Here is a 13,662-nt window from a genome sequence, read left to right as displayed (position 1 = left end):
GCAGCATGGCGTCCCTCTCGTACGCACAACAGCGCATGTGGTTCATCAACCGGTTCGAGGGCCGGACAGCGACGTACAACATCCCGGTCCTGATCCGGATGCGCGGGACGATCGACCGGGAGGCGCTGCGCGCCGCGTTCCTGGACGTCGTCACCCGCCACGAGATCCTCCGCACCGTCTACGACGAGCTCGACGGCCGGCCGCTGCCCCGCACCCTCGCCCCGGACGCGTTCGACCTGCCCTGGACCGACTGGGGCTGGGTCCCGCCGGAGCAGGCCGACTCCCTCGTCGCCACCTCCGTCCGCGAGGGCTTCGACCTCGCCACCGAGCCGCCGGTCCGCGCCCACCTGCTCAGCCCCGACCGGGACACCGCCCTGCTCGCCGTCGTCATCCACCACGTCGCGGGCGACGGCGGCTCCCTCGGCCCCTTCACCCGCGACCTCTCCGCCGCCTACCGCGCCCGCGTCGCCGGCACCGCCCCCGACTGGGCCGAACTGCCCGTCCAGTACGCGGACTACGCCCTCTGGCAGCGCGAACTCCTCGGCGACGAGACCGACCCGGACAGCGTCTTCTCCACCCAGCTGCGCCACTGGCGCCGGGAGCTCGACGGCGTCGCCCGGCCGCTCGCCCTGCCCTTCGACCGGCCCCGCCCCGCCCGCGCCGGCTACGGCGGCGACAACCACGGCTTCGTCCTGCCCGCGGCGCTCCTGGAGCGGGCCGAGCGGCTCGCCCGCACCCACGACACCACCGTGCCGATGGTCTTCCAGGCCGCGCTCGCCGTCCTCCTCCACCGGCTCGGCGGCGACGAGGACATCACGCTCGGCTCCCCGATCGCCGGCCGCACCGACGAGGCCCTCGACGACCTGGTCGGCTTCTTCGTCAACACCTGGGTGCTCCGGGTCGGCCTCACCGGCGAGGACTCCTTCACCCGCGTCCTGGAGGGGGTCCGCGCCAAGGCCCTCGCCGCCTACGACCACCAGGACCTGCCCTTCGAGCGGCTGGTGGAGCTGCTGCGGCCCGAGCGGTCGACCGCCCACCACCCGCTCTTCCAGACCACCCTCGCCTGGCAGAACAGCGTCCGCCAGGAGCTCGACCTGCCCGGCGTGACGGCCACCATGGAGCCCGTCCCCACCGGCACCGCCAAGTTCGACCTCTTCTTCAACCTGATGCCCCACCCCACCGACGGCACGGTCACCGTCGACCTGGAGTACGCCACCGAGCTGTTCGACCCCGCCACCGCCGCCGCCATCGCCGACCGGTACCTGAGCCTCCTGGAGCAGGTCACCGCCGACCCCGCCGCCCGGATCGGCGGCCTCGACGTGCCGCCCCTGCCGGCCGCCGGGGACGGCCGCCGCGCCGACGCCGACGAGCGCGAACGGCTGCTGTACGGCTGGAACGACACCGCCCGCGACTTCCCCTGTCCGGGCCCCCTCCACCTCCCCTTCGAGCGGCAGGCCGCCGAACGCCCCGACGCCGTCGCCGTCCGCTGGGCCGGCGGCACCCTGACGTACCGCGAGCTCAACCGTCAGGCGAACCGGATCGCCTGGACCCTCAAGCGCCGCGGCGTCGGACCCGAGACCGTCGTCGGCGTCGCCGTCCGCCGCGGCCCGCTGATGATCGCCGCCGTCCTCGGCGTCCTCAAGGCGGGCGGCGCCTACCTGCCCGTCGGCACCGCCCTGCCGTCCGAACGGGTCGCCGGGATGCTCGCCGACACCGGGGCGACCCTCGTGCTGACCACCGAGGACACCCACACGTGGACGCCGCCGGCCGGCGTGGAACTCCTCGACGTCGGCAGCGCCGGCATGGCCTTCTCCCTGGACGGGGAGATCGACCCCGAGCCCGTCGCCCACGCCGACAACACGGCCTACGTCATCTTCACCTCCGGCAGCACCGGCAAGCCCAAGGGCGTCACCGTCGCCCACCGGCCCGTCCACAACCTGATCCACTGGTGCGAGCGGACCTTCGGCTTCGGCCCCGACGACGTCAGCCTCTGCGTCACCGCCCTCGACTTCGACCTGTCCGTCTTCGACATCTTCGGCCTGCTCGCCGTCGGCGGCGGCGTCTACGTCGCCGACGCCACCCAGCAGCGCGACCCCGAGATGCTCCTCGACGTCCTGCTGACCGAGCCCATCACCTTCTGGGACTCGGTCCCCGGCACCCTCAACCAGCTCGTCCCGCTCTTCCCGCAGACCGAGGGCCACCCCGGCGCCCGGAAGCTGCGCCTCGTCTTCTTCTCCGGCGACTTCACCCCGCTCGCCCTGCCCGACCAGGTCCGCTCCGCCTTCCCCGGCGCCGAGGTCGTCAGCCTCGGCGGCGCGACCGAAGCCACCGTCTGGTCGAACTCCTTCCGGGTCGGCGCCATCGACCCCGAGTGGCGCAGCATCCCCTACGGCCGGCCCATCGACAACGCCCGCTACTACGTCCTCGACGAGCAGCTGGAGCCCTGCCCGGTCGGCGTCGAGGGCGACCTCTACATCGGCGGCCCCGTCACCGCCCTCGGCTACGTCAACCGCCCCGACCTCACCGCCGAACGCTTCGTCCCCGACCCCTTCGGCGCCGAACCCGGCCGGCGGATCTACCGCACCGGCGACCGCGCCTGCTTCTTCCCCGACGGCAACATCTGTTTCCTCGGCCGCGCCGACGGCCAGGTCAAGGTACGCGGCTTCCGCATCGAGCTCGGCGAGATCGAGCACGCCCTCGGCCGCCACCCCGCCGTCCGCCAGGCCATCGCCCTCACCCGCCGGGACTCCGCCGGCGACCTGCGGATCGTCTCCTACGTGCTGCCCGACCGGGACGCCGTCGAGAGCGTCGTCGCCGCCGACGAACAGGTCCGCGAATGGCAGGAGATCTACGACCAGGGCTACCGGGAGGTCACCGACGAGGAGCTCGGCGAGGACTTCAACCTCTGGGTGTCCAGCTACACCGGCGAGCCCATCCCCGCCGACGAGATGCGGGCCTGGCAGGACGCCGCCGTGGAGCGGATCCTCGCCCACGGCCCCCGCCGCGTCCTCGAACTCGGCGCCGGCACCGGCCTGCTGCTCGCCCGGATCGCCGGCGGCGTCGAGACCTACTGGGCCACCGACTTCTCCGAGACCGTCGTCGAACGGCTCGGCCGCCAGGTCGCCGACGCGGGCTGGACCGAGCGGGTGCGGCTGCTCTGCCGCCGCGCCGACGACCTCGACGGCATCCCGCGGATCTTCGACACCGTCGTCCTCAACTCCGTCGCCCAGTACTTCCCCGACGAGCGCTATCTGGAGCGGGTCCTCGACGGCGCCTGGGAACTCCTCGAACCCGGCGGCCGGCTCGTCCTCGGCGACCTCCGCCGCGCCCGCTCGCTGCGCACCTTCCAGGCCGCCGTCCAGCGGGCCCGGCACGGCGACGTGCCCGCCGCCCGGCTGCGCGGCGCCGTCGACCAGGCGCTGCTCCTGGAGAAGGAACTCGTCGTCGACCCGGACTGGTTCCACCGCTGGGCCGAGCGCACCGGCGCCGCCGGCGTCGACGTCCGGCTCAAGGACGGCGCGTACGAGAACGAGCTCACCCGGCACCGGTACGAGGTCGTGGTGCACAAGCCCGGCGGCGACCCCGCCGGCGGCCCCCGCTCCGTGACCGACGCCCCGCGCCTGGAGTGGGACGGCGACCTCGGCGCCCTGGCCGGCCGGGTCCGCGCGCTCGGCGCGCCGGCCGTCCGGATCACCGGCATCCCCAACGCCCGCGTCGTCCACGAGGCGGCCGCCGCCCGCGCCCTCGGCCTGGAGGAGTCCGCCCCGCCCACCGCCCCGCCCCTCGCCCCGCAGGCGCTGACCGCCTGGGCCGCGGAGCTGGGCTGGCGGGCCGCCGCGACCTGGTCCGGCTCCGCCGTCGACCGCTACGAGGCCGTCGTCCTCACCGACGCCGGCCCCCAAGAGCCCGCCCTCGCCGGCACCTACGTGCCGGTGGCGGGCGCCGGCACCTGGATCAACGACCCGGCCGCCGCCGCGGGCGTCACCGCGCTCCCCGCCGTGCTCCGCGAGTACCTCGCGAAGAGCCTCGCCGAGTACATGGTCCCCTCGGCGATCGTCCCCATCGGCAGCGTGCCGCTCACCGCCAACGGCAAGCTCGACCGGGCCGCGCTGCCCGTGCCCGAGTACGCCGCGGCCCGCCGCGGCCGGCTCCCCGCCACCCCGGAGGAGGAGTCGCTCTGCGCGATCTTCGCCGGCGTCCTCGGCCTCGACCGGGTCGGCGTCGACGACAACTTCTTCACCATCGGCGGCCACTCGCTCCTCGCCACCCGCGTCGTCAGCCGCATCCGGGCCGCCCACGGCGTCGAGATCCCCATCCGGACCGTCTTCGAGGCCCCGACCGTCGCCGAACTGGCCGTCCACCTCACCGACCGCGGCACCACCCGCCCGCCGCTGCTGCCGCTGCCCCGCCCGGACCGGCTGCCCGTCTCCTTCGCCCAGCAGCGCCTCTGGTTCATCCACCGCTTCGAGGGCCCCTCGGCGACCTACATCATCCCGCTCTCCATGCGGCTGCGCGGCACGCTCGACCCGGAGGCGCTGCGCCTCGCCGTCCACGACGTCGTCGTCCGCCACGAGTCGCTGCGCACCGTCTTCGACGAGCACGACGGCGTCGCCCACCAGCGGGTCCTCGCCCCGGAGACCGTCACCGTCCCCTGGCGGGAGCACCGGGTGACCGAGGACGCCCTGGCCGCCGCGCTGCGCGCCGAGGCCCGCCGCCCCTTCGACCTGGCGACCGAGATACCGGTGCGCGCCGCCCTCTTCCGCACCGGGGACCAGGACGCGGTCCTGCTCCTCCCGCTGCACCACATCGCGGCCGACGGCTGGTCGCTCGGCCCGCTGGCCGAGGACCTCACCACCGCCTACACCGCCCGCCGCGACGGGCGGGAGCCCCGGTGGGAGCCGCTCCCCGTCCAGTACGCCGACTACACCCTGTGGCAGCGCGAACTCCTCGGCGGCGACGGGCCCGACAGCCTCTACCGCCGCCAGCTCGACCACTGGGCGGAGCGGCTCGCCGGGCTGCCCGAGGCGCTCGACCTGCCCGCCGACCGGGCCCGTCCGGCCGTCGCCTCCTTCGCCGGCGAGCTGCTGCCGCTGGAGCTCGACCAGGAACTGACCGAATCCGTAAGGCAGTTGGCGCTGCGCACCGGCACCACCGTGTCGATGGTGCTCCAGGCCGGACTCGCCGGACTGCTCAGCCGGCTCGGCGCGGGCGACGACATCCCGATCGGCTCGCCGATCGCCGGCCGGACCGACGAGGCGCTCCACCGGCTGGTCGGCTTCTTCGTCAACACCTGGGTGGCCCGCGTCGACACCGGCGGCGACCCCGCCCTCACCGAGCTGATCGGCCGGGTCAGGGACGTCGGCCTCGCCGCCTACGACCACCAGGACATCCCCTTCGAGCACCTCGTCGAGGCGCTGAACCCGGTGCGCTCCACCGCCCACCACCCGCTCTTCCAGGTCTGTCTGGCCCTCCAGAACAACGTCCAGCCGGAGTTCGACCTGCCCGGCCTGCGCGTCACCCACGAGCCGGTCGACATGGGCGTCTCCCGCTTCGACCTGTTCCTCAACCTCACCGAGCGGACCGACGCCGACGGGCGCCACCGGATCGACGGCGTCGCCGAGTACGCCACCGAGCTGTTCGACCGCGCCACCGTCACCGCCCTCCTCGACCGCTGGCGCCACCTGCTCCGCCGGTGGACGGCCGCCCCCGAGACGCCGCTCGGCGCGGTCGAGCTCCTCACCGGGGACGACCTGGCGGCCCTGCGCCGCTGGTCGGGCCGCGACCGCGCGGCGGCCGGCGGCCGGCGGGACCACGGCCCGGCCGACACCGTCCCCGGACGCTTCGCCGCCGTCGCCGCCGCCCGCCCGGACGCCGTCGCGCTCGTCTCCGGCGACGGCGCCGACAGCTGGACCTACGCCGAGCTCGACCGCTGGTCCGACCGGATCGCCCACCGTCTGCGCGCCCTCGGCGCGGGCCCCGACCGCCGGGTCGCGCTCCTGATGGAACGCTCCCCGCTGATGGTCGCGGCGATCCTGGGCACCCTGAAGGCCGGCGCCGGGCACGTGCCGCTCGACCCCACCGTGCCGCGCGCCAGGACCGAGCGGCTGCTCGCCGGGCTCGACCCGGTCGCGGTCCTCGACGAGCGCCTCGCCGAGGAGGACCTGTCCGGCCTCCCCGACACCGCCCCCGACCTCGCCGGCCTGCGCGGCGGCCACCTCGCCCACGTGATGCACACCTCCGGCACCAGCGGCCCGCCGAACGCCGTGGAGGTCACCCACCGCAACCTCCTCGCCCTCGTCGACGACCCCTGCTGGAGCGACGGCGCCCACGAGCGGGTCCTCGTCCACTCCCCGCAGGACTTCGACGCGGCCGCCTACGAGCTGTGGGTGCCGCTGCTGCACGGCGGCACGGCCGTCGTCGCACCGCCCGGGCGGCTCGACGCGGCCCGGATCGCGGCCCTCGTCACCGAGCGGGAGGTGACCGCGCTCTGGCTCGGCTCCGCCCAGTTCGACCTGCTCACCCGCCACCACCCGCAGAGCCTCGCCGGGGTGCGCGCGGTCTGGGCCGGCGGCGACGTCCTGTCGCCCGAGGCCGTCCGCCGGCTGCCCGCCGACGGCACCGCGCCCCGCGTGGTGAACGCCTACGGCCCCACCGAGACCACCGTCTTCGCCACCCGCCACGTCATCGACGCGCCGGACCGCGCCAAGGACCCGCTGCCCATCGGCGGCCCGCTGGCCGGCAGCCGCCTCGCCGTCCTCGACGACCGGCTCCGGCTGGTGCCGCAGGGCGTGGTGGGGGAGCTGTACGTCGGCGGCGAGGGCGTCGCCCGCGGCTACGCCGGCCGGCCCGGCACCACCGCCGGGCGCTTCGTCCCCGACCCGCACGGGGGCGCCGGCGACCGCATGTACCGCACCGGAGACCTGGTCCGCTGGAACCACGAGGGTGAGCTGGAGTTCCTGGGCCGCGCCGACGGGCAGCTGACCCTGCGCGGCCTGCGCGTCGAACCCGGCGAGGTCGAGGCCGCGCTGCGCCGCAGGGACGGCGTGGCGGCGGCGGCCGTCGTCGCCCGCGAGGACCGGCTCGGCGAGCGGCGCCTCACGGCGTACGTGGTCCCCGAGGTCCCGGACGCCGACGTCGACGCCCACGTCGAGAAGTGGCGCGCGATCTACGACTCGATGTACGGGGACGCCGAGCCCGACCCGCGGCTCGGCTCCGACTTCACCGGCTGGAACAGCTCCTACACCCGCGCGCCCATCCCGCTGCCCGAGATGGAGGCGTGGCGCGCCACCACGGTCGAGCGGGTGCGGGCCTTCGGGGCGCGCCGGATCCTGGAGATCGGGGCGGGCTCCGGCCTCCAGCTCGGGCCGCTGGCCCCGGGCACCGAGGCCTACTGGGCCACCGACTTCTCCGAGCCGGTCATCGAGCGCCTCGGCGCCCAGGTCGCCGCGGATCCGGTGCTGAAGGAGCGGGTGACGCTGCTCTCCGGGCCCGCCGACTCCGCCGAGGGGCTGCCGGAGGCGTGGTTCGACACCGTGCTCCTCAACTCGGTCGTGCAGTACTTCCCCGACGCGGGCTACCTCGGGCGGGTCCTGGACGTCGCCCTCGGCCGGCTCGCCCCGGGCGGCCGGATCGTCGTCGGCGACGTCCGCAACCTCGCCACCCACCGGGAGTTCCTCACCGCCGTCCACCACGCCCAGCACCCGGACGACACCCCGGCCCAGGTGCGGGCCGGCGTCGAGCGGGCCCTGCTGGGCGAGACCGAACTCCTCCTCGACCCGGGCTTCTTCGCCGAGTGGGCCGCCGCCCGGCGCGAGGTCGTCGCCGTCGACGTCCGCCTCAAGCCGGGGGCGTACGCCAACGAGCTCAGCCGCCACCGCTACGAGGTCGTCCTGCACAAGGAGTCCAGCCGGCCGACCCGCCTCGCGGACGTCCACACCGTCGTCTGGGGCGCGGACGTGCGGGACCTCGACGGCCTGGAGGCCGAGCTGGAGCGGCACGGCGGCCGGCTCCGGCTGACCCGGGTGCCCAACGCCCGGCTCGTCGCCGAGGCCGCCGAGTGCGGCGTGCCCGGCGCGCCGGACGGCACGCCGCTCGACCCGCACGCGCTGGAGGTCTGGGGCGAGGAGCGCGGCCGCACCGTCCTGTGCACCTGGTCGGACGAGGCGCCCGGCTGGTTCGAGGCGGTCGTCGTGCCCGCGGGGGCCACCCACTGCTACGACGGCGTCCACCGGCCCCTCGCCACCCGGAGCAGGCAGCTCGCCAACGCGCCCGCGGTCTCCCGCCGGGCGTCGAGGCTGCCGGCCGCGCTCCGGCAGGAGCTCGCCGCCGAACTCCCCGAGCACCTGGTGCCGGCCGACATCGTGGTCGTCGCCCGGATCCCGCTGACCGCCCGGGGGAAGGTGGACCGGGCCGCCCTGCCCGTACCGGAGCGGGCGGAGGAGGACCACGGCGCGCCGCGCACGCCCATGGAGGCCGAGCTGGCCGCCCTCTTCGCCGAGGTCCTCGACGTGGACCGGATCGGGGTCGAGGACGACTTCTTCGACTGCGGCGGCAGCTCCCTCCAGGTCATCCGGCTGATCTGGCGGATCCGCGCCGAGCTGGGCTTCGAGGTCGCCATCCGGACGGTGTTCACGAACCCGACCGTGGCCGGCGTCGCCGAGCACCTGGCGGCGGGGAAGGAGGACGTCGAGTTCGACGACCCGTTCTCGGTGGTGCTCCCGATCCGCACCGGCGGCACCCGGGCCCCGCTGTGGTGGGTGCCGCCGGGCGGCGGGCTCTCCTGGGCGTACCTGGGCTTCGCCCAGCACCTGGACCCGGAGCGGCCGATCTACGGCCTCCAGGCCCGCGGCTTCGCCGGGGAGGCCCGCGCCTCCTCGGTCGAGGAGCTGGTGGACGACTGGGCCGACCAGATGGTGCGGGTCCAGCCCGAGGGGCCCTTCCACGTCCTCGGCTGGTCCCTCGGCGGACCGCTGGCCCAGGCGGTCGCCGCCGAACTCCAGCGCCGGGGACGGGAGGTGGGGCTGCTGGCGGTGCTCGACTCGGGCCCCTCCACCTACTTCGCCGACTTCCGGACCCCGGACGAGAAGATGGTGCGCCGCTACCTCGCCCACTACATGGGGCACCTGGCCGGCATGGACGAGTTCGAGTCGCTGGTCGGCACGTCCACCGCCCTCTTCATCGAGCACACGGAGCTGATGACCCGCTTCACCTCCCCGGTCTTCCGCGGGGACCTGGTCTTCTTCAGCGCCCTGATCGACCAGGGCACCCGTGAGCGGCGCGAACTGGAGGTGGAACTCGACGTCATGTGGCGGGAGTTCACCGACGGTTCGGTACGGCGCTTCGAGATCGACTGCGCCCACAACGAGATGACATGGCCCCAGAACGCGGCGGAGATCAGCCGCGTCGTCAACGAGATCACCCGGTCCGCACCCTGAGCACGACGAAGGAGACAGAGATGAGCGTCAACCCGTTCGACGACGAGAACGGCGAGTTCCACGTGGTGGTCAACGACGAGGACCAGCACGCGCTGTGGCCCACCTTCGCCGAGGTGCCCGCCGGCTGGCGGATCGTCTTCGGCCCGGCGGGCCGGGCCGAGAGCATCGCGTACGTCGAGGAGAACTGGCCCGACATCCGCCCCCGCAGCCTGCGCGAGGCGACCCCGGCGGTCTGATCCGCATCCCGGGTCCGCGGGCGGAACCCTTCCCCCCGCGGACCTGGGCGTTTGAGACTTCGCACCCCGTCCTCCGCGTAAAACCGTCCCGAAGTCCCCACTCGATACGCAGATATACAGTGAGGGCACCTTCGAACACCCCTGGAGACGCCATGCCCAGCGCGACCACCGGACCCGGACCCGAGGACTCCACGCCCGCCGCGGGCCCCCACGACTTCATCCAGGTGTACGGGGCGCGGGAGAACAACCTCGCCGACGTCGACGTGCGGATCCCCAAGCGCCGCCTCACCGTGTTCACCGGCGTGTCCGGCTCCGGGAAGAGCTCCCTGGTCTTCGACACCATCGCCGCCGAGTCGCAGCGGCTGATCAACGAGACCTACAGCACCTTCGTCCAGGGCTTCATGCCCACCCTCGGCCGGCCCGACGTCGACGTGCTCGACGGCCTCACCACCGCGATCATCGTCAGCCAGGAGCGCATCGGCAGCAACCCGCGCTCCACCGTCGGCACCGTCACCGACGCCAACGCGATGCTCCGCATCCTCTTCAGCCGCCTCGCCGAGCCCCGGCTCCCCTCGCCCCGCGCCTACTCCTTCAACATCCCCTCGATGACCGGCGCCACCGCCGTCACCATCGACCAGGGCGGCCGCAGGGTCGAGGAGCAGCGCGCCTTCGACGTCGCCGGCGGCATGTGCCCCCGCTGCGAGGGCATCGGCTCCGTCACCGACCTCGCCCTCGACCAGCTCTTCGACGCGGCGAAGTCCCTCGACGACGGCGCCGTCACCGTCCCCGGCTACCACGTCGGCGGCTGGAACTGGCGGGTCTTCGCCGAGTCCGGCCTGCTCGACCCCGGCAAGCCGATCGCCGAGTACACCGGGAAGGAGCGGGAGGACTTCCTCCACCACCCCCCGACCAAGCTCAAGGTCGGCGGCCTCACCACCACCTACGAGGGCCTCGTCGGCCGGGTGCGCAAGTCCCTGCTCGCCAAGGACGTCGACGCCCTCCAGCCGCACGTCCGCGCCTTCGTCGAGCGGGCGGTCGCCTTCATGGAGTGCCCCGACTGCGGCGGCACCCGGCTCAACGAGAGGGCCCGCACCTCCCGGATCGGCGACGTCGGCATCGCCGACGCCTCCCGGATGCAGATCAGCGACCTCGCCGCGTGGGTCCGCGGCCTCGACGAGCCGGGCGTCGCCCCGCTGCTCGCCTCGCTGCGCCACACCCTCGACTCCTTCGTCGGCATCGGGCTCGGCTACCTCTCGCTGGACCGGTCCTCCGGCACCCTCTCGGGCGGCGAGGCGCAGCGCGTCAAGATGATCCGCCACCTCGGCTCGCCCCTCACCGACGTCACCTATGTCTTCGACGAGCCGACGGTCGGCCTGCACCCGCACGACATCCAGCGGATGAACGGCCTGCTGCTCCGGCTGCGCGACAAGGGCAACACCGTGCTCGTCGTCGAGCACAAGCCGGAGACCATCGCCATCGCCGACCACGTCGTCGACCTCGGCCCCGGCGCCGGCACCGCGGGCGGCACCGTCTGCTTCGAGGGCACCGTCGAGGGCCTGCGGACCGGCGGCACCCTGACCGGGCGCCACCTCGACGACCGGGCCTCCCTCAAGACCGGGGTGCGCACCCCCACCGGCGCGCTCCCGGTGCGGGGGGCCGGGAAGCACAACCTGCGGGACGTGGACGTCGACGTGCCGCTCGGGGTGCTCACGGTCGTGACCGGGGTGGCCGGTTCCGGCAAGAGCTCGCTCATCGAGGGATCGGTCACCGGCCGCGACGGGGTGATCTCCGTTGACCAGGGGCCGATCAGGGGCTCGCGGCGCAGCAACCCCGCCACCTACACGGGCCTCCTCGACCCGGTCCGCAAGGCCTTCGCCAAGGCCAACGGCGTGAAGCCCGGCCTCTTCAGCTCCAACTCCGAGGGCGCCTGCCCGAACTGCAACGGTGCCGGGGTCGTCTACACCGACCTCGCGATCATGGCGGGGGTCGCGACCACCTGCGAGATCTGCGAGGGCCGGCGGTTCCAGGCCTCGGTCCTGGAGTACCGGCTCGGCGGGCGGGACATCAGCGAGGTGCTGGCCCTGCCGGTCACCGAGGCGCTGGACTTCTTCGCCGTGGGCGAGGCCCGCACCCCGGCCGCCGTCGCCGTCCTCGCCCGGCTCGCCGACGTCGGGCTCGGCTACCTCACGCTGGGCCAGCCGCTCCCCACCCTCTCCGGGGGCGAGCGCCAGCGGCTGAAGCTGGCGACGCACATGGCGGAGAAGGGCGGGATCTACGTGCTCGACGAGCCGACCACCGGCCTCCACCTGGCCGACGTCCAGCGGCTCCTGGGCATGCTCGACCGGCTCGTCGACTCCGGCCGGTCGGTGATCGTCATCGAGCACCACCAGGCGGTCATGGCGCACGCCGACTGGATCATCGACCTCGGCCCCGGGGCCGGCCACGACGGCGGCCGGGTCGTCTTCGAGGGCACCCCCGCCGAGCTCGTCGCCGCCCGCTCGACCCTCACGGGCGAGCACCTGGCGGCGTACGTCGGCGCCTGACGGCACCTCCCGCCCGCCCCGTCCGAACCGGGGCCGGCGGGCCCGGCGGCCGTACCGCGCCTTTCGGCCGTCGCCGATCTTTATCTGGCGAGGATCTTTCACCCCTGCGACAGGTCGGCATGTTCCGATCAAGTATGGGGTGAGGTCGATGGAGACCCAGTCCGATGTGGAGGCAGTGATGGGCGTGACCTGTGTCGCGACCACGCGGGAGTCCGGGGAGACGGCGCGACGGCGATGTCGCGACGACCGCCCCCGGTGCCGATGTCGTACGCACCACCCGAGGCGCCGGTGCAACGGCGCCCGTCAGCGTCCGCGCCGGAGCGGCGCCCGCCGCCGTCCGCGCTGCGCCGGCACCCGCCGGCGCCCCCGATGTAGCGGCGTACTCCCGGGCCCGCGACGCGGCCGCGCCCTTCTCGTCCCGCGGCGGGGCGACGGCCCCCCGGCCCCGCGGCGGAGCCGCGTACTCCCCGGCGCGCGACGGGCCCGCCCGCTCCCCGGCGCCCGCACGCTCCCCGGCGGGCGATGTCGGGCGGACGGCCCGACCCCGTACCGCGTGACCTCCCGCACCGCCGGGACCGGCGTCACGAGGCGCCCCTCCCGGCCCCCGCGCCCTCCCCGCCGCGCACATCCCCCGGACCTGGCCCCGACCGGAATCCGCCCCCGGCCCCTGCGGGGTGCGATGGACGCATAGCCGCACCGGAAACCCGCCAGGAACCACGCGCTCTTGCCGTGAAAGACACGTGCCCCGCCCGTCACCGCACGGGCCGCCGGCTTTCGTGGGATGTCCAAGGAGGATGTGCTCGTGGGCGTTCGGAACACCGACGTCGTCTTCGTTCGATGGCCTGCACAGGCGGATCTGCGGACCCGCTACCGCAAAGAGGGGGTGCCGCGCTTACTCGTCGTCGAGGCGGGCGCGCAGCCACCCATCAGCAACGACCCGGTCGAGGACTGGATACGTCCCCCGGTGTCCAGAGACGACCTGGAAGCCCGGGTCAAAGCGCTGCAGAACCGTTTCGACAGCTGTCGGGTGCCGACGATCGACTCGACCGGCACCCTGAGTTACGGCCCCAACTCCATCACCATCTCCACCACGCAGACCGAGCTGATGCGCCTGCTCATCGACCGCTTCGGCGAGGTCGTCTACCGCGCCGAGTTCGTCGAGTGCCTCGCCATGCGCACGCCGACGCTGAACCGGAACTCGCTCGACCTGCACATCATGCGACTCCGCCGCCGGCTCCTGCCGATCGACCTCTCGATCAGGACCGTGTGGGGGAGGGGCTACATGCTGGAGAACGCGGCCACGGCCGAGGCCGTCCCGGTGGGCAACGCCGGCGGGCTCTGACCGCCGCACGCCTCCCGTCACGCACGCCCGCGGCCCCTCCCCGCCGCGCGCCCCGGGCCGTGCGCGCCCCCGCGCACCCCGCAGCGTGACCCCACCGCCCCCGACGC

The 13,662-nt window shown here is 74.5% G+C and carries 4 protein-coding genes; all 4 read left to right on the top strand.

Going from position 1 to position 13,662, the window contains the following annotated elements; translation table 11 throughout:
* Positions 1-5 precede the first annotated feature (5 nt).
* The 4 genes from IE287_RS31420 (at position 6) to IE287_RS31405 (ending at position 13,555) form a co-directional block, all read left to right on the top strand.
* A complete protein-coding gene (locus tag IE287_RS31420; protein WP_189852636.1) occupies positions 6-9,434 on the top strand; it encodes a non-ribosomal peptide synthetase in 9,429 nt (3,142 codons plus the stop codon).
* Between the two features lie 20 nt (positions 9,435-9,454).
* Complete coding sequence (locus IE287_RS31415) at positions 9,455-9,670, top strand: MbtH family protein (RefSeq protein ID WP_189852635.1); 216 nt, start codon at positions 9,455-9,457, stop codon at positions 9,668-9,670.
* A gap of 152 nt (positions 9,671-9,822) precedes the next feature.
* Positions 9,823-12,213, top strand: a complete 2,391-nt coding sequence (locus IE287_RS31410; RefSeq protein ID WP_189852634.1) for an ATP-binding cassette domain-containing protein — start codon at positions 9,823-9,825, stop codon at positions 12,211-12,213.
* An 883-nt stretch (positions 12,214-13,096) separates the two neighbouring features.
* Positions 13,097-13,555: a winged helix-turn-helix domain-containing protein gene (locus tag IE287_RS31405; protein ID WP_229883859.1), complete on the top strand. Its 459-nt coding sequence runs from the start codon at positions 13,097-13,099 to the stop codon at positions 13,553-13,555.
* Positions 13,556-13,662 lie beyond the last annotated feature (107 nt).

The sequence above is a fragment of the Streptomyces omiyaensis genome (genome assembly GCF_014650895.1).
Taxonomy (GTDB): domain Bacteria; phylum Actinomycetota; class Actinomycetes; order Streptomycetales; family Streptomycetaceae; genus Streptomyces; species Streptomyces omiyaensis.
The sequence above is the reverse complement of the archived record's forward strand: the minus strand, read 5'-3'. Positions and strand labels throughout refer to the sequence as shown.

Bases quoted from the DNA above. Each gene is read 5' to 3' on its own strand.
- IE287_RS31415 (WP_189852635.1), top strand. From the start codon at position 9,455: ATGAGCGTCAACCCGTTCGACGACGAGAACGGCGAGTTCCACGTGGTG.
- IE287_RS31420 (WP_189852636.1), top strand. From the start codon at position 6: ATGGCGTCCCTCTCGTACGCACAACAGCGCATGTGGTTCATCAACCGG.
- IE287_RS31410 (WP_189852634.1), top strand. From the start codon at position 9,823: ATGCCCAGCGCGACCACCGGACCCGGACCCGAGGACTCCACGCCCGCC.